The 17,856-nt window shown below is 34.2% G+C and carries 11 protein-coding genes, 2 tRNA genes and 5 pseudogenes; 10 read left to right on the top strand and 8 right to left on the bottom strand.

The genetic code is table 11. The features are described from left to right. Nucleotides 1–222: 222 nt before the first annotated feature. Nucleotides 223–696 (bottom strand): hypothetical protein, encoded by a 474-nt coding sequence (locus tag OPS21_RS07530; protein ID WP_264330879.1) that lies wholly within the window; start codon nt 694–696, stop codon nt 223–225. Between the two features lie 61 nt (nt 697–757). After that, nucleotides 758–842: transfer RNA gene (locus tag OPS21_RS07525), tRNA-Leu, on the bottom strand. A gap of 62 nt (nt 843–904) precedes the next feature. On the opposite strand from OPS21_RS07525, the gene tldD reads away from it, so the two are divergent. Continuing rightward, complete coding sequence (gene tldD, locus OPS21_RS07520; RefSeq protein ID WP_264336503.1) at nt 905–2,323, top strand: metalloprotease TldD; 1,419 nt, start codon at nt 905–907, stop codon at nt 2,321–2,323. A 161-nt stretch (nt 2,324–2,484) separates the two neighbouring features. Here tldD and OPS21_RS07515 read toward each other — a convergent pair. Next, a pseudogene (locus OPS21_RS07515) lies at nt 2,485–2,782 on the bottom strand (IS982 family transposase); the annotation flags it as partial. Between the two features lie 226 nt (nt 2,783–3,008). Here OPS21_RS07515 and OPS21_RS07510 point away from each other — a divergent pair. Continuing rightward, a pseudogene (locus OPS21_RS07510) lies at nt 3,009–4,201 on the top strand (IS4 family transposase). Between the two features lie 270 nt (nt 4,202–4,471). Then, complete coding sequence (locus tag OPS21_RS07505; protein ID WP_264336504.1) at nt 4,472–4,819, top strand: diacylglycerol kinase; 348 nt, start codon at nt 4,472–4,474, stop codon at nt 4,817–4,819. Between the two features lie 6 nt (nt 4,820–4,825). Here the strand turns inward: OPS21_RS07505 and OPS21_RS07500 are convergent, their stop codons facing one another. Genes OPS21_RS07500 through OPS21_RS07490 form a run of 3 tightly spaced genes read right to left on the bottom strand, consistent with a single transcriptional unit; the run spans nt 4,826 to nt 9,723 of the window. Continuing rightward, complete coding sequence (locus OPS21_RS07500; RefSeq protein WP_265027637.1) at nt 4,826–5,737, bottom strand: RluA family pseudouridine synthase; 912 nt, start codon at nt 5,735–5,737, stop codon at nt 4,826–4,828. 33 nt (nt 5,738–5,770) lie between these two features. Next, complete coding sequence (locus tag OPS21_RS07495) at nt 5,771–7,579, bottom strand: hypothetical protein (RefSeq protein WP_264336506.1); 1,809 nt, start codon at nt 7,577–7,579, stop codon at nt 5,771–5,773. A gap of 41 nt (nt 7,580–7,620) precedes the next feature. After that, nucleotides 7,621–9,723, bottom strand: a complete 2,103-nt coding sequence (locus tag OPS21_RS07490; RefSeq protein ID WP_264336507.1) for a ComEC/Rec2 family competence protein — start codon at nt 9,721–9,723, stop codon at nt 7,621–7,623. Nucleotides 9,724–9,819: 96 nt separating this feature from the next. Here OPS21_RS07490 and OPS21_RS07485 point away from each other — a divergent pair. The 3 genes and pseudogenes from OPS21_RS07485 (at nt 9,820) to OPS21_RS07475 (ending at nt 12,229) form a co-directional block, all read left to right on the top strand. Beyond that, nucleotides 9,820–9,896 (top strand) — tRNA-Met (locus OPS21_RS07485). A gap of 581 nt (nt 9,897–10,477) precedes the next feature. Continuing rightward, nucleotides 10,478–10,933: pseudogene (locus tag OPS21_RS07480) on the top strand (hypothetical protein); the annotation flags it as partial. Nucleotides 10,934–11,374: 441 nt separating this feature from the next. Continuing rightward, nucleotides 11,375–12,229, top strand: a complete 855-nt coding sequence (locus OPS21_RS07475) for a reverse transcriptase domain-containing protein (protein ID WP_264336508.1) — start codon at nt 11,375–11,377, stop codon at nt 12,227–12,229. Between the two features lie 89 nt (nt 12,230–12,318). On the opposite strand, the pseudogene OPS21_RS07470 reads toward OPS21_RS07475, so the two are convergent. Continuing rightward, nucleotides 12,319–13,418: pseudogene (locus tag OPS21_RS07470) on the bottom strand (IS3 family transposase). A 110-nt stretch (nt 13,419–13,528) separates the two neighbouring features. Here OPS21_RS07470 and OPS21_RS07465 point away from each other — a divergent pair. From OPS21_RS07465 to OPS21_RS07450, 4 genes and pseudogenes are all read left to right on the top strand, one after another. Next, complete coding sequence (locus tag OPS21_RS07465) at nt 13,529–13,813, top strand: hypothetical protein (RefSeq protein WP_264336509.1); 285 nt, start codon at nt 13,529–13,531, stop codon at nt 13,811–13,813. A gap of 48 nt (nt 13,814–13,861) precedes the next feature. Further along, nucleotides 13,862–14,961, top strand: a pseudogene (locus OPS21_RS07460) (IS3 family transposase). Between the two features lie 183 nt (nt 14,962–15,144). Continuing rightward, complete coding sequence (locus OPS21_RS07455) at nt 15,145–15,282, top strand: hypothetical protein (protein ID WP_264336510.1); 138 nt, start codon at nt 15,145–15,147, stop codon at nt 15,280–15,282. A gap of 170 nt (nt 15,283–15,452) precedes the next feature. Continuing rightward, nucleotides 15,453–16,694 carry an IscS subfamily cysteine desulfurase gene (locus OPS21_RS07450; RefSeq protein ID WP_264330661.1) on the top strand — a complete coding sequence of 414 codons (1,242 nt, stop codon included), beginning with the start codon at nt 15,453–15,455 and terminating at the stop codon, nt 16,692–16,694. A gap of 43 nt (nt 16,695–16,737) precedes the next feature. Here OPS21_RS07450 and rodA read toward each other — a convergent pair whose 3' ends face one another. Then, complete coding sequence (rodA, locus tag OPS21_RS07445) at nt 16,738–17,841, bottom strand: rod shape-determining protein RodA (protein WP_265027636.1); 1,104 nt, start codon at nt 17,839–17,841, stop codon at nt 16,738–16,740. Nucleotides 17,842–17,856: the final 15 nt, after the last annotated feature.

Below are 17,856 nucleotides of genomic sequence, written 5' to 3'. Positions count from 1 at the left end.
GAATGTAGAAAAAATAAAAAAGACATGCAGCCGCTATAATTTTTATGTAATTTGCCAATAAATATTTGAGTTTTTTACTGAATTTTGCTGTTAAATCCGCGGAGATTAAAAACAAGGGTAAATACTCTTGCTATCATAGTAAGGGAGATGGCGTAATTTGTCAAGTTAAATAAGCTAAGTTATTAACATGTAATAATTAGGCAGCTATTGCAGATTGAATGTTCAAATGATCACTAACTTTGAGGTTTTGGTTTCATCTATTTGCGGCTGACTAATCATAGTTCGAATGAAATTGGTTGCCATAAAGGTACAACCTAGAATAAAAAAAGCAACGGAAATAAAGGGGATAATAGGAAATTCAAGAGGTAATATAGATGTAATTCCTCCTATTAAAAATGAAACGTTAGATGCAATGTCGAGGCAGATCTTCATTAATTTCTCTTGCCAAGAGGTATCGAGTTGCTTATTAAGGCCACACTGCCTAAAATGATCAGTTAATGACCATATATTTAAAGCAAGCGAAAGTGCACTTAGCATAGTGCTGACAATAGTAAAATACAAGCTTAAGGAAGAAATATTTAGGGCTAATGCTGCTATGTACCCACTCAAAGAAGCAATAGATAGTGCAGTAACTAAGCGTTTTGAATAAGTTCGTATTTTTTTTCTGTAAATAAGCCCCTCTTTCTCATAACTCATAAACTTAACAGTAAATACATATTATATCATAACATTAATTGACTTGAAAATCAATACAGAGTGCCCGGGAGAAGACTTGAACTTCCACAACTTGAAAAGTTACTAGCACCTGAAGCTAGCGCGTCTACCAATTCCGCCACCCGGGCTTTTTGTGATTTACTATGTTAAAATAAAATAATATACTCAAATAGTTTTTAACTTAAAGGTAATGCCAAATCTAGATCAAATATTTTTTGCTCAGAACAATGTTAATATTAATAATGTATATAAAATAGTCAACAACGCTTTGAGCAATAGTGATGGTGGTGAGCTATTTTTAGAGTTTTGCCAATCAGAATCCCTAGTTTTTGATGATAATATATTAAAACATATGGATTTAAATATCAGAAGAGGATTTGGTCTAAGGTCTTTTTGTGAAGATAGTACGTCTTTTGTTTGCTCTTCTGAGATTAGCGAAAAAGAAATTAGTAAAGCTGCTTCCATGGTAAAAAGTTCAGCATCTTTAAGCAAAACGAATTCAGTAAACTTAAATGAGGAGGCAAAAAGCCTGTATTCAACGATTAATCCCATAAATGAAATGGACCTGAGCTCAAAGATTAAACTACTTAATGAGGTTAATGAGTATGTAAGGTCGAAGAATAATTGCGTGAAGCAGGTAAAAATAACTCTAAATGGAGAATGGCAAGTTGTACAAATAATAAAAGATGATCACAGGTTAAGCGATATTAGGCCTTTGGTACGTTTTTATGTACTAGTCATCGTAGAGAAAAATGGCCGAGCTGAGAGAGGTTCTGCAGGGCATGGTGGAAGAGACTCTTATAGTAAATTTGTTTCTGAGAAGAAGTGGAAAGAAGTTGCAAACCAAGCGTTAGAGCAAGCGCTAGTAAATCTTGAGGCAATTCCAGCTCCGGCTGGAGAGATGACAGTTGTTTTAGGTTCAGGTTGGCCAGGGATATTATTGCATGAAGCTGTAGGTCATGGACTTGAGGGTGATTTTAACCGTAAAGGAATCTCGGCATTTTCAAATTCTATGGGTAAACAGGTGGCAGCCAGTAACATTACTGTAGTTGATAATGGAACTCTACCTAATTTGCGTGGTTCTATTAGCATAGACGATGAGGGTACTTTACCTGGCTATAATGTGCTTATAGAAGATGGAATTCTAAAAGGATATATGCAAGATCATATGAACGCTAAACTTATGGGTGTAAATCCAACTGGTAATGGTAGAAGAGAAAGTTACAAAGAAGTTACTATGCCACGCATGACAAACACCTATATGTTGGCAGGAAAATATGCACCAGAAGAAATAATATCCAGTGTAAAAAGAGGCCTATATGCAGTAAATTTTGGTGGTGGACAAGTTGATATAACATCAGGAAAATTTGTTTTCTCATCTTCAGAAGCTTACCTAATAGAAAATGGTAAAATTACACAGCCAGTGAAAGGAGCAACACTAATTGGTGATGGGCCAACAGTGCTAAAAAAAGTATCAATGATTGGTAATGATCTAAAGTTAGATCCTGGTGTTGGTACGTGCTCAAAAGACGGGCAAAATGTGCCTGTTGGAGTTGGTCAGCCAACACTTAAGGTCGATGCAATAACTGTTGGTGGAACTGAAATGTAGATAAGTGCTAAGCGAACTCAGCTCATGCTGTACAATTGTACAAACATTGTAACCATTATCCAAGTAGCCCATATAGATGCAAAAACTACTTAACAAATCTCTCTGCCTTTCTTGCCATAACGTGTATAACAATCTCACAAAAAATAATATCATAGAATTCAATAGGTGATCTTTATTGCTAAATACCATAAAACTCGAGGTTTTAGCGCAATAAATCTATCATAAGAAGGTAGTCTGGAAAAGTCTGACTTATGCAGCAACTGTAAGTAACGTATGTAAAATGATTTAAAGTTTAGATTGCTGATATAACAAAATTATTGTTATAATTTCGGAATGCGTTATTTCTGGCACTATTGTAGGTTTTTTACCATTGGATAATAATCTACCTGCAAAATTTTTGTCTATCATTTTACAATAATCATCTACAAAACAGAATAATTCTGTTACATTCTTATTCAATGGGTAACCTCCTATTATGTCTAAAATACTGGAGTTTACCCTCTTTTAGATAAATTAAAAATTGAACGTTTGGTAATGACGACATATGTGGAGAAGGATGGCAACCACCACAATTCGGGAACATTTAAAAAAGCATAAGGGTCAAGTTAAGGAAATAAAGGTATGAAGAAGATAGGATAAGAAGATATAAAATTCTCTCGGATATATTTTAGTGAGAGAACTAATGATGAATAAAATAACTTGCTTATCAAATTACCTCAACAAATTTTTCAATGAAATGGCAAATAATTGAAACAGAAAAGGAAGAGAAAATTGAGTAATTGATGATTCATAAAAGCTATAATTTTGGGTAATATAGGGGTTACAAACTGAATCATAGATACAATGTGCCAAATTATTAAATGAAGAATCTGTGATAATAACGAAACAGGGTTTAGATTTCAGGTTTACTAAAGAAGCAGTAGAATTTATGAAAAGAATGTACAATGGCTTTATTTAAAATACCCTGCAAATTGATTGTAGAATCTTGCAGCAATTTAAAAGCATTGGATAGTAGCTTTGCCTAACAGCATGGAAAATCTATATAAAGGTTATGGACAAAGGTTATGAGAGTAACACTAAGTGTGGAATAAAGTTAAAATTAGTTTTTGATTACCTAAATCAGACATTGGATCAACTTAACATAACGGAGGGAGTAAGAAGGTTATAGGGAGAAGTTGCTAATATCTGACCTTGGTTCAAGTTCTTTTAAACAGATCAATGGAACGGGAGCTTATTTTATAAGTCGTTGATACCAATGTATATGCTATAGAAACAAATCAAAAAATGGAATTATTGGAATGTTTAGGAGACAAGCTATTTTTAGAAATGAAGGTGTTGTTGGGAAAAGAAGCAAAGATTAGAGTAAGAATGATATGTCATAAATTAACTGAAGAGCAGTCTCTAGCCAGAAGAAGAAAAGCTAATAAATTGGCAAAATCACATGATCTTCCAAAAGGAATCAGAAATTGTTGAACTGGTCAAAACTAATATTCCAGAGGATAAAATTAGTGCTGAGCAAGTATTACAGAGTAAGGTGGCAAATTGAGTTGTTTTTAAACTATACAAGAGCTACATAAGACTTAAAAGGGAAGCCACACAGAGTATTGTGTGAATTATATGCTAAATTATGTGCAATTCTCATATTTCATGAGTTGTACAAAATTAAAAAAGAATACAGAACTCAGTTTAACAAAGGCATTTATTGAGCTAAAAAGGCGGATTAGAGAGTTATTTTTAGCACTAAAGAATAGAGTTAATAGTTTGAAAATTTTTCTTAAAAAGATTACAATAACTTGGTCATGATTTTCATTAAAAGACAAGTACAGAAAAACTAGAGTATCTACTTTAACTTCCCTAAATTTGCTCGCAATCTCTTAACTTGATGCTTATGCTTTTTTGAATATTCCCAGCTAAGGTAAGAGAAATTTAATTAAAGAATTTTTGTGTCAGTATCGATATATAACTTTCTTAAGCGTTTGTTGAAAGGATTTGTATTAATTCTCCAGGTTCAAACAATATGCTAGATTTTGACTATAAAAATCTTTGTACTTATAGACTGCTTTGCAAGTAATCATTACTGAAAGGTGCTTTCATGCATTTTTTACCTGAGTGCAATAAGTATAATTCATTGAGTTTCCAAAATTGATAATGAAGAAAAGTATTATTCGTCTAGTAAAGGCAATTCAATATTCTTGTGAAGGAATAAAATCAGCTTTTATATCAGAAGTTGCATTTAGACAGGAGTTACTGCTTTTTATAGTATGTGTTTCAGCTTTATTTGTTTTAGATGTAAGTAATTTAGAACGTGCAATAATGGTAAGTAGCCTATTTTTGGTGTTAATTGTAGAAATTATCAACACTGCTTTTGAAACAACAATTGAGCGTATTTCCAGTGAACAACATATACTTTCAAAAAAAGTGAAAGATCTAGGTAGTGCAGCAGTTTTTCTCTCATTAATTAACTTCTTGATAACATGGATGATAATATTGATATGAATGTTATTAAGATATATTTTCAAATTCACCGATTAAGACTTGCATATCTTGTGGTAAATCAGAAATAAATTCTATATATTCTTTACTTTTGGGATGATATAAGCCCAGCGTGTGAGCATGTAGTGCCTGTCTGTTGAAGTTGCGAATAAAGTCAGAATTTTTAGCATATTTTACACTTTTACTACTATTTTTTCCGTAAACTTGATCACCTACTATAGAATGTCCTATGTAACTCATGTGTATTCGAATTTGATGTGTTCTACCTGTCTCTAAAGTACATTTAACCAAGCTTGCTTGCCCTATAATTTTCTTCACTGAGTAATGAGTGATTGCTAATTTGCCTGTTGTTTTTGTAACGCACATCATTTCTTTATTACTGCGTTTTGGAGCAATATTGGTTTTTATTGTTCCTTGCAGATTAGGTAATGCTCCCCAAATTACTGCTAAGTATTCCCGTTTTATTTTACGATTTGATAGCAGCTCAGACAAGAAGCTGTGGGATTGTTCATTTTTTGCAATTACCATGAGTCCACTAGTATCTTTATCAAGCCTGTGAACAATTCCTGGTCTTGTATTTATATATGGAATTTTGCCAAGGTGAGCGATCACTGCATTCAGGAGTGTATCATTGTTTGTTCCAGCACCTGGGTGCACTGTTAATCCACTTTGCTTACTCAGAACTATAATGTCCTCATCTTCGTAAATGATATCAAGCTTTATATTATAGTTAGGTTCAATTGATATGGATATGTCAGGTTGAACGAGATGTACTATATACTCTTCACCTAGTTTTACTATGTGGTCATTATTAATTATCGGTGTGCCAAATAATGTTACCCGCTCATTTTGTATCAATCTTTGTGCTTTACTGCGCGATATGTTGCACTTTTTAGCTATGTAGGTATCTAGCCTTTTCATTACTAACAATATCTAAGACTATATCTATAGTAGCTACCTTGAATAAGCTTCTTTAAATGCTTCGCGAACATCTGGATCCACAAAATCAACTTTTGTGTTAGGTTGAGCTTGAAGCCCATCTTGTTTCTGGATATCAAAAGTCGTTTGGGAACCATCTTTCCAGTGGATTATTACCTTATTATCAAAATTTCTTAATGCTACCTCACTTACTTTTTCTCCCTTATCATCTTTTTCTTCCAACTTAATAGATTCTAATAAATAGAAGAAAAACTCACTTGCTTTGCCGTTAATTTTTTCTCTCCACTTATCTGTTTTTTCTTGTTCAGATAATTCTTTTTCCAATTTTGCATTTTCTTTCTCCAGTTCTTTTGTCCTTTTTTTTGATTTTAATAGTCTATTTTTCTCTATTGCTTTTCTCTCTTCATCTCGCTGTTCTTCAAGAGGAGAAGGAGGAATAGCACTGTCTTCATTGCTAGTAGGTTCGTTTGTTTGTTTATTCTTTAATTCCTCTAGTTCATCTTTTACTTTTTTTAGTTCTTCTTCTAATTCCTTCTTTATCTTTTCCGCTTCTTCTTCTTGCTTTTTCAACATACAAAAAAAATCGTTGTCGTTGCTAATTATTTCTTCTCTAGATTGAAAAAAGCCAACAAATCTGCTTGGTTCAAATCGCTCAACCTTATCTTCAGCGATTTTAATAGTATTCTCTAAACTAGAAAAAATGCTTTCAATGTTTAGTGAATTTGTTCTTTTTGCCAACCCTTTAGCTTCGCTTAAAATGACCATCATTTCCTTACGCAACTTATCTAAATCTTTTTTGATGTCTCCTCTAATTCCTTGTAGATGAACAAGTGTTTCTTGAATTTCATCATTTGCAGGCTTTAGAAGGCTATTATCAAGTAGATCTTTAACTTCATCTAGCTGCTTATCAAATGAAGCAACAATTTTATCTGTAAAATCAGTCAAGTGCTTATCAAGTAATTTTATCAATCGAGATATAGAATCATTTTCTTCCTCATCTTTTGTCTTTTTTTCTATTACCGATACAACCCCACCTCTTCTGAATGGAAAGAGAATATCCAAATTGTTAAACTTTTTAACAATATTATGATTATTGTTTATCTCATTGTTTTTTAGCTTGCTGAATGTTATACATATCCCAACAATAGCAATGATACTAGCCAGTGCAACTATGGCCCATTCCAAATCCTGAACATTGGCAAAGCTAAATCTATTTTGTATTAATGCGCCAACTATAATTACAGTGCTAATTATATATGGTATGGTAAGAAAAATGGCCTTATTTTTATTCTCTTGTCTTTGATCATCTAATGTTTTTTTTTGATTTTCAGAAATTGGCAAAATTATTGAAAAGTTTGCTTTTTTGCGACCTATAAGACTTAAATTTGGTTTTATCTCTATTTTTAGAGCATTTTCAGCAAGTTCACTTATCTCGTTGTCTTTGCCACCTCTAATTTTATCATTTATTAATTCCTCTATCGGCTTTTTTCCTTCTTTTATCTTCTGCTTATGCATATATCTCATAGCAGAAGAGGCTACAAAAGTTGTTAAAAGAATAATAGAAACCAAAGTGTAAATTGGCATGAATGTTGGGTTAAAAATATCTGTAATAAAGCTTAAATTATTACTAGTTATTATTATTGCAGCTACATAAGCCAAAGAAAATTGAAGCCAAGTATTTACAGCCGCTATGGGCAGAGTGTTACTTACAGAATACTTTCTTGCTGCACGCCATAATCTAGGGAAAAAACCAATAGCATCATCTATTTTGGCAAAATTATGATCTACTTTAACACTTAAAGGATTTATTATATCTAAAGGCATAAACTTTCTAGCACCTAATTAATTATATACTAATAACACTTTTAAAACAAGTTTTTTGGCTTATGCCAAGGACGATTAGAACGCACTTTACTAACCTTTATGCCACCATCTGTTAGCCAAACAGAGTGTGTGCCATATGCCTCTAAGTCAGCATACTTGATGGTTTTAGTATTGCAAGCTGGATAGTTGAATTTGCTTAGCTGAATTATTAGATTAACGTTATCACAACTTTCCATAATATCCTCTTTCTTATAAGCTAACAACACTGATCTATCATTCTCTTTGCTATATATGCAACTATACTTTAGCCTTTTGTTTGAGTTGTGGTATTTAGTGTGATTTACAATTTGATTCTGCCCATTTTGCTTTGCCCACGTTTTGACAACAAAATTCCTGTTTTTTCTAGTAAGAGAATATAGCAAATTGTCATCTTCTTTTACAGCAGCATTATCAGCACTAACTAGAATGTCAGGGGTTCTATACATAGCGCTAGAGAAAATACCCAGTACAATAAAGAAAATTCCAAAGAAACGCCAATTTCTTTCCCACAGGCATAGCCATAATAACCCAAGTGTTATGATAACAATTGATGAGGCAGGAAAAGTGTGAATAGGAATAACCAGATACTGAAGACTAGCAATCGCGTTTGTTATATATAGAACGCTGTCAATTGGGCGTTCTATGAGTAGCGTTATAATCCATTCAATGCCTAAAGGAATCAATAAAACATAGATTATTCCAAGTGGAATAATAATGAGTGTAACTATTGGTATAGCAATCAAATTTGTGATAATGCCACTGATTGAAAAATAGTTGAAATTACATATTGTGTACGGAACAGTTGCTAAGCTTGCTATTACTGAGCTGATCATTATCGACACAAAATATTTTATTATTTTTATTTTGAATAACTTATTGGCATTAATCTGATAACTGGCAACTAGTGCCAAAACAGCAGAAAATGACATTTGAAAACCTGGCTTTAAGATTGCTTCTGGCTCCACTATGAGTATCACCGAAGCAGCAAACGCAATTGCTATTAATCCTCGATATTTTCTCTCTATCATTATTGCAACAAGTACTAAAATTACCATAATATACGCGCGCTGAGCGGAAATTTGCATACCAGTGATCAATAGATAAAACGTGGTTGGCAAAATGGTAAGAAATGCAGATATTTTCTTGGTGTTATACTTAAGAGTCAAAGTTTCAGATATTGCAAATAAATTACGGAATACTATAAAAAATAGACCAGCAACAAACGATAAATGTAAACCAGATATAGCGAATAAATGTGCTATACCTGAATCTCGTATCGCATTCATAGTTTTTTGATCTATCCCGTCTTTTTTGCCAATTAATAATGCAGAGATTATGTCCGCGTGTGGCTTTTTGGTATTTTGCTGTAGGTTTTCATAGATATATTGACGGAAAGATTCTATATACTCTTGAAATTTTCTTGCTTCAGCCTTTTTGTACAGGACTATTTTGCTTGTTGCAAAGCCTGTTGCACTTATTTTCTGATAATATGCTATTCGTGCAAAGTCATATGCATACTCCGAAGGCGCAATCTTTAGAGGGAAGAGTTTTGCTGATAATTTTACTTGATCGCCTATTTTTATGCCTTCTTCCACTTTAGTTCTAACTGATATTCTGATGTTATCTAGAGCTCTATACGGTGTCATTCCAGCGCGTAACGCTGGAATCCATATCTTTTTTTTCTGGATCCCAGTATCAAGTACTGGGATGACAGGAGAGGATTTTGAGGTAGTAGAGACAGAAAGCAGAAATTGTTTGTATGAGCCCCTGTTATTAATATCCTTCACTGTAGCAACAATATCTTTCACATACCTTTCCTTATCAAGAATGTGAGTATTAACTGAATCTGTTCTGAATTTGCTGGTTGTAAATCCTATGAGCACTGCAATTAAAGAAATGCATAATATTACGTACTTCCTGTATAATGTTGCAATCAGAATTAGTATAGGTGAAAGCAAGAGAAAAATAGATATAGTGAAAGCACAGCTTGGTTCAAAATTTAATGAGAAATAGGTTAAAATTCCTGCACACTGAAAAACAGGGAACCACAATATCAAGTTATATTTTTCATTGCACAGATTGTTATGTATATAATTTACTATCATGTTAAGAAAGGTTAATAGATATATAAATATATGTAATAGTGTGATTTTATTCTTTTATTTATTATTATTACGCATATAATAATAAATAAGCAACGACGCGGGATGGAGCAGCTCGGTAGCTCGTCAGGCTCATAACCTGAAGGTCGTAGGTTCAAATCCTACTCCCGCAACCATCTTGCAATTGTACAAACATCGCGATTTCTCTTAATTATAATAGCAATGATATTTCTGACTCAAAGCTTGTTTTTGACCTGTAGGCTCAATCGCAGCATTCAGTAAAAAACTTAAGGTATTTATTGGTGAATTACATTAAATTATAGTGGCTGCATGTCTTTTTTATTTTTTCTACATTTAGCCAAATCACGCTTATTAGTACATTATCAATTTAAATTATTATAGGGTCAAAACTCACTACTGGGGGATTCTTTTGCCTTTTTTCTTCATTTGGTGAATTTCTTAATACTTGTAACTAAAGCTTCAGGCCAGCACTTGATGCTGGAATCCAGAAATCTTTTGAGCACAAAAGTTATGCTAGGTTTTGTTGGTAAGAAACCAGTGTCAGCTACTCGGATGACACCAAAGGGGCACTTGGATAGAGGCTACTTGAATAACACCATCATAAGGTGAACCAGTGTCAAGCACTGGAATGACAAGGAAAGGGCTACTTGGATGACAAGAAAAAGGACGCTGATATGACACCAAAGAGGCTGACACCACCATAAAGTAAATTCCACTAACACTATAGGAGACTAACATGAACTTTTTAAAATTTATCGAACTATGCTTTCAAACGGTGATGCCGGGATGTGAGTATAACAATTATCAGTATATAAAAATCATAGCAGACAGGCTTGAAGCAGCAAGTGTTGGTGAAGTGAAGCGAATAATATTCAATATGCCTCCGCGCTCAATGAAGTCTATGTGCGTGAGTGTTGCATGGCCTGCATGGATACTTGGTAATCAGCCAACCGCAAGAATAATAGTTGCAAGCTATTCTCAGCGGCTTAGCGAAAAGCATTCGCTTGACACCAGGTGCGTAATGCAGTCTAGCTGGTATAGAGCGCTATTTCCAGAGGTAGAACTATGCAAAGACCAGAACACTAAATATAAATTTCAAACAGTGCAGAGAGGATGTAGGATTGCAACATCTGTTGGTGGAACACTGACTGGTGAAGGTGGAGATTTTATCGTCGTAGATGATCGTGTGTCCAGAGAAGGCAAGTATGTTCAGTGGGAGGTAGACCCACCAGGATAAAAGTCGAAGTCCTGTAGCTAGGGTAGCAATGTGGAGGGAAAGCAAAATGTTGAAGCCTACCGACAACGTTATCATAGGATAATGGCGAATTACTAGGCCGTAGCGAAAGCAAACATATAGGTGGCCTCGAAAACGATAAGAACTGAAGGCTGAGCCAGCGGTCAATGGGCGAAAGCAGAATAGGCAGTTGAAAAACGACTGATACAATTGTTCTACTTCAGCGGGGTGGTAGTGATAGCATGGTAATGAGGACATACAAAGCAACTGGAGAAGCCCTCCTCATCCCAAGGAGAAATACCTTGGAGTGGTAGGTTCTATAACTGGAAAACAGGAAAAGAACCGAAGATGAGAGGGTGGCGGATGGGTGCGTAGTAGTAAAGAAGTGAGGTAACTCTCATGGAGCAAAGGCACCCTACTAGTAGAAATCTTTTAACAAAAAGGAAGGTAAAGGTAAAAATGATAAAAATGCCAATAAAATTACAAGACCTGAGAAGAAAGATATATACCAAAGCGAAAACAGAACCGGAATGGCGATTCTGGGGAATCTATGTTCACGTCTGCAAGATGGAGACACTAGAAGAAGCATATAAGCTGACAAAGAAGAGCAAAGGGGCACCAGGAATAGACGGGGTGACATTTGAATCGATAGAGGCAGAAGGCTTAGAAAAGTATCTTCAACAAATAAGACACGAACTAATAACCAAAACCTATAGCCCAAATAGGAACCGGAGGAAGGAAATACCAAAAGTTGGGGGAAAACTCAGAACGTTGAACATACCCTGCATCCGGGACAGAATAGTGCAAACAGCACTGAAGCTAATACTTGAACCAATATTTGAATCTGACTTTCAGGACGGATCATATGGATATAGACCTAGGAGAAAAGCGCATGAAGCAATTGATAAAGTATCGAAAGCAGCAATCAAAGGCAATACAAAAGTTATTGACATAGATCTGAAATCCTATTTCGACAATGTGCGACACCATATTCTTATGGAAAAGATTTCCAAAAGAGTAAATGATAAAGAAATCATGCACTTGATCAAGCTAATCCTCAAAGTAGGAGGGAAACGAGGAATAGCGCAAGGATCACCACTTTCACCACTACTAAGCAATATATACCTTAATGAGGTAGATAAAATGCTAGAGAAGGCAAAAGAGGTGACAAAAGAGGGAAAATATCGACATATAGAATACGCCAGATGGGCAGACGATTTAGTGATACTGATTATAATGCACCCATTTGTCTAGACCATTTTTTTCAAAGTGATCCGATTTTTAAAATGAATATGTTGATAAATACGTCGACACACATTTAAAGTATTTATCAATATATTCATTTACTGTTTATGATAATAAAGATCAGCAGGAACTTTATAATGTAGAGTCTGATGTCGCCTTTTATAGTTATACCAACCAACAAAATCGTTTATTATAAGATTCAAATCTCTGATACTATTTGGTCTATAATAATATATAGCTTCTTGCTTTAAAGTTCTCCATAAACGCTCAACAAATATATTGTCGAAGCAACGTCCTTTATGATCCATACTAATTTTAATATTAGCACGCTCTAATTCCATAATAAAGTTGTAGCTAGTAAACTGCACTCCTTGATCACTATTAAAAATCTCAGGTTTACCTTGTTTTAGAGCTTCTTTGAGAGTATAAAGGCAAAATCCAGCATCGAGATATGGTGATAATGAATGAGCAATAATATAGCGACTATACAAGTCCATTATTGCCACAAAATAGACAAACTTACCTTCTACCATAATATATAGTAGCCCATACCTGATTAACTCTACAAATAATCAAATCTTTGAGTAAATAAGGATATATTTTATGCTTTTTTTCTTTAATACTTGTATTACATCTTTTTCTACAATACAGCCCACTAATCTTCATTTTTTTCATAATTCTTAAGATTTTTTTGTGATTGACTACTACTCCACTCGCTATGATTTCAGCAGTAATTTTACGATATCCATAACGGCAATCAGAAGCCAAATATACTTCTTGAATCAAATTTCACTTTCGTTATTAATTATATGCCTATAATATAGGCTAGATCTGCAAATCCCCAGTAAATCAGCCTGTTTCCTAATTGATAGATCAGAATCTTTTTCTATAAACCTTACTCTATCTTTTTTGCTTATTTCAGTAATTTTTTTTTCAAATAACTATTTTCCACTGTCAATTCTCCTATTACTTTATGTAAACTTTCTATTTCTTGCGCTAAGATTCTTTGTTTTCTCGCACTTTCACTTTCTTCAACAAATAGGTCTTTTAACCTTGCCAATACTCTATCACGCCAATCATATAGATTTGTTGATGGTATTTTATATTCACTACATATCTCAGATGTGCTTTTTTGATTTTTTATTGCTTCCAAAGCTATCTTTGCTTTTAACTCTGGTTCATATTTTTTTGTTGCCATACTTTTACCCCTTTACCTTCCTACTCGGATCAACCATTTTTTTTTGGTCTAGTTTATGGGGTGCATTATAGATAGATGGGCACCAGAGATGGGAATGGCTAGAAAAATTAGTGTATAGAAGGGTACAAGAAGAATTAGCAAAACTAAAGGTAGAAGTAAATAAAGAAAAGACAAAAGTAATTAACCTAAAGGAAAGAGAGACATTCAGCTTTCTAGGATTTGATTTTCGAGAGAAGATCACAAAACAAGGAAAGTGGAGGGTACAAACAACACCACAGATGAAAGCGCGGACAAACTTACTTCAAAAATTGAAGGAGGTATTTCGCGACCACAAATCGCAACCAATATGGAAAGTGATAAATATCATTAATCCTATAATGCACCCCATAAACTAGACTAAAAAAAAATGGTTGATCCGAGTAGGAAGGTAAAGGGGTAAAAGTATGGCAACAAAAAAATATGAACCAGAGTTAAAAGCAAAGATAGCTTTGGAAGCAATAAAAAATCAAAAAAGCACATCTGAGATATGTAGTGAATATAAAATACCATCAACAAATCTATATGATTGGCGTGATAGAGTATTGGCAAGGTTAAAAGACCTATTTGTTGAAGAAAGTGAAAGTGCGAGAAAACAAAGAATCTTAGCGCAAGAAATAGAAAGTTTACATAAAGTAATAGGAGAATTGACAGTGGAAAATAGTTATTTGAAAAAAAAATTACTGAAATAAGCAAAAAAGATAGAGTAAGGTTTATAGAAAAAGATTCTGATCTATCAATTAGGAAACAGGCTGATTTACTGGGGATTTGCAGATCTAGCCTATATTATAGGCATATAATTAATAACGAAAGTGAAATTTGATTCAAGAAGTATATTTGGCTTCTGATTGCCGTTATGGATATCGTAAAATTACTGCTGAAATCATAGCGAGTGGAGTAGTAGTCAATCACAAAAAAATCTTAAGAATTATGAAAAAAATGAAGATTAGTGGGCTGTATTGTAGAAAAAGATGTAATACAAGTATTAAAGAAAAAAAGCATAAAATATATCCTTATTTACTCAAAGATTTGATTATTTGTAGAGTTAATCAGGTATGGGCTACTATATATTATGGTAGAAGGTAAGTTTGTCTATTTTGTGGCAATAATGGACTTGTATAGTCGCTATATTATTGCTCATTCATTATCACCATATCTCGATGCTGGATTTTGCCTTTATACTCTCAAAGAAGCTCTAAAACAAGGTAAACCTGAGATTTTTAATAGTGATCAAGGAGTGCAGTTTACTAGCTACAACTTTATTATGGAATTAGAGCGTGCTAATATTAAAATTAGTATGGATCATAAAGGACGTTGCTTCGACAATATATTTGTTGAGCGTTTATGGAGAACTTTAAAGCAAGAAGCTATATATTATTATAGACCAAATAGTATCAGAGATTTGAATCTTATAATAAACGATTTTGTTGGTTGGTATAACTATAAAAGGCGACATCAGACTCTACATTATAAAGTTCCTGCTGATCTTTATTATCATAAACAGTAAATGAATATATTGATAAATACTTTAAATGTGTGTCGACGTATTTATCAACATATTCATTTTAAAAATCGGATCACTTTGAAAAAAATGGTCTAGACAAATGGGTGCATTATAGTTTTAATAGCGAAAGCACTTTCTGCAACTGGAATAGTTACAGCTGAGTCAAAACCCTCTACACCAATAGCAGTGGTTGCAGTTATAGCAACAGGACTAGCAGTTGGTGGTGCTACATATATGATGTTAAAGCCCAGTACTAAAGTTGATGGAGTAGCAGTCTTAATGGATGGGCGTCAAGAAGCTGCTAGCGCTGGTAGGTTTGCCTAGCGCGTATTCGACCTAGCTGCATAAATACTGATCATAGAAAATGACATTACAGGGACAGTGGAATAACGTAGGAGAGAGCGCTGACAACTTTCGTTTAGGCAAGATTATATCTTGAAAAAATTAAGCTTTAGTGCTACTAAATATTGTAACTTCTATGCTGAAACCTGACTATGAATATGGAAAAAATACGCAATGCTAAAATAAAATTACCAATATTTCTCGATTATCAATCTACTACTAAAGTAGATCCTCGTGTTTTGGAGGTGATGATACCTTATTTTGGTGAGTTTAGTAATGCACACTCTCGTAGTCATTCATTTGGTTGGACAGCTGAGGAAGCAGTAGAAAAAGCAAGGAAGCACATTGCTGATTTAGTGAATGCAGACAGCAAAGAAATCGTCTTTACCTCGGGTGCAACCGAATCAAATAACATGGCTATCAAAGGTGTTGCTCATTTTTATAAGAATAAGGGAAATCATATAATAACTGTCTGCACGGAGCATAAGTGCGTTTTAGATTCTTGTCGACATCTGGAAAATGAAGGCTTTAAAGTTACATATTTGTCCGTTAAGCAAAACGGAATTATAGATTTGTTGAAACTTGAGAAGGCAATCACTGATAAAACAATTCTGATTTCAGTGATGATGGCAAATAATGAAATCGGAGTAATGCAACCTGTCAAAGAAATTGGTGCAATGTGTAGAAAGCATAATATATTTTTTCATACAGACGCTGCCCAAAGCTTTGGAAAAGTTCCAATAGACGTAAATGAAATGAACATTGATCTTATGAGCCTTTCTAGCCATAAAATTTATGGACCTATGGGAATAGGTGCATTATATGTCCGTAGAAAAAATCCTCGTGTTAGATTGACGCCACTAATTAGTGGTGGTGGACAGGAGAGAGGCATGCGCTCTGGAACAGTTCCTACTCCCCTTGCAGTTGGTTTTGGTGAAGCAGCACGTATCGCTAAAAAAGAAATGGAAATAGAAGCAAGCAAATTAGAAGAGTTGAGAGATATTTTGTACAACAAAATAAAAGAGGCATTTCCTGATGTTGTTTTAAATGGTGACTATGAAAATAGGATTCCTGGTAACCTCAACTTAAGTTTTCCTTATGTTGAGGGTGAGTCTCTTATCATGGCAATCAAGGATTTAGCAGTAAGCTCTGGTTCTGCATGCACATCTGCATCCCTTGAGCCTTCTTATGTTATAAGATCACTAAACAATGGCCACGATCTTGAGCATTCATCAATTAGATTTGGCCTTGGCCGATTTACAACTAAAGATGAAGTTCTATACGCAGCAGATCTTGTTACTAAAAATGTTGGACGGCTAAGAGAGATGAGCCCACTTTTGGAAATGGTACAAGAAGGAATAGATTTAAGCACCGTAAAATGGGATTCTCATTGAAGAACGTTAACCATTAGCAGAGTGATGGTTGTCTAAGCTCTTTCTATGGGTAAAATCGGAAACTTAGCTTTAAGTTCTTTGTAGATGCCACGGAACTAAGTAGCAATCCTATACATATTAAGCTCGCAGCAGTTGTGCTTCCGCCATAGGATAGAAATGGAAGTGGGTCACCTATTATAGGTAAAAGGCCTATTGTCATTCCAATGTTTATAAAGAAATGAGCACCAAAAAAGGCGAAAACCCCGATAGATATTAACTTAGAAAAATAATTTTTTGACCTGTAAGCGATAGAGAATATTATAGCGAGGAATGTGGTATAGAGTAAAATCAAAGTCATGCTGCCTAAGAACCCCCATTCCTCACTAAGTACCGCAAAAGCAAAATCTGTGCGTTTCTCTGGCAAAAATCCAAGTTGAGTTTGACTCCCATTAACAAATCCCTTACCAAACAAACCTCCTGAACCAATAGCTATTTGAGATTGCTGTGCATTATAACCTATTCCAAGTGGATCTACTGATGAATCCAAAAATGATAATATCCTTTGCTTGTGATAAGGGCGCAAAAAAGGCCAAATAGCTGGTATTGCGAAAATGCCAAGAGTTCCAAAAATTATTAAATGAGATCTTTCCATTATTGCTGTGAATATAATTGATGCTCCTATAAACAATATTATTACAGCTGTTCCTAAATTAGGTTGCTTCAATACAAGGAATACAGGTAAGAAAATAATTATAAGTGGCTTAAATAAGCTTTGAAATTTCATCATTTTATACACACTTTGTTTATTAAAATAACAAGCAAGTGCAAGTATTAAGCCCACTTTTACAAATTCTGATGGTTGTAAACTAATTGACCCAATTCTTATCCATCTCGTTGCACCCATTATATGCGAGCCAAAAAAATTTACTGCTAACAGCGCAATTACTGCTACTATGTAAAAAAAATAAGCGTGCTTCAAATAAAAATCTAGCTCTATAAATGACATAGCTATAGCAAGCAAAAAGAAGAAAGAGAATATGACCAATTGGTGAATTGCAAATGGAGCCCACTTTCCTCCAGCAGAAGAATATTGCACAACAATGCCAACGCAAAACAGAGCTATTACGTTAATGACTAATAATAAGTGAATCTTCTTCAGCTTATCCACAGCAAAAACTTTACA

It is taken from the genome of Wolbachia endosymbiont (group B) of Chorthippus parallelus (assembly GCF_947251815.1).
Classification (GTDB): Bacteria; Pseudomonadota; Alphaproteobacteria; order Rickettsiales; family Anaplasmataceae; genus Wolbachia.
The sequence above is the reverse complement of the archived record's forward strand: the minus strand, read 5'-3'. Positions and strand labels throughout refer to the sequence as shown.

What these genes read in the sequence shown, in the direction of transcription:
- OPS21_RS07500 (WP_265027637.1), bottom strand. Translation starts at nt 5,737, where the DNA reads ATGAAAAGGCTAGATACCTACATAGCTAAAAAGTGCAACATATCGCGC.
- OPS21_RS07490 (WP_264336507.1), bottom strand. Translation starts at nt 9,723, where the DNA reads ATGATAGTAAATTATATACATAACAATCTGTGCAATGAAAAATATAAC.
- OPS21_RS07495 (WP_264336506.1), bottom strand. Translation starts at nt 7,579, where the DNA reads ATGCCTTTAGATATAATAAATCCTTTAAGTGTTAAAGTAGATCATAAT.
- OPS21_RS07505 (WP_264336504.1), top strand. Translation starts at nt 4,472, where the DNA reads ATGAAGAAAAGTATTATTCGTCTAGTAAAGGCAATTCAATATTCTTGT.
- tldD (WP_264336503.1), top strand. Translation starts at nt 905, where the DNA reads ATGCCAAATCTAGATCAAATATTTTTTGCTCAGAACAATGTTAATATT.
- OPS21_RS07450 (WP_264330661.1), top strand. Translation starts at nt 15,453, where the DNA reads ATGAATATGGAAAAAATACGCAATGCTAAAATAAAATTACCAATATTT.
- OPS21_RS07475 (WP_264336508.1), top strand. Translation starts at nt 11,375, where the DNA reads ATGGAGCAAAGGCACCCTACTAGTAGAAATCTTTTAACAAAAAGGAAG.
- OPS21_RS07530 (WP_264330879.1), bottom strand. Translation starts at nt 696, where the DNA reads ATGAGTTATGAGAAAGAGGGGCTTATTTACAGAAAAAAAATACGAACT.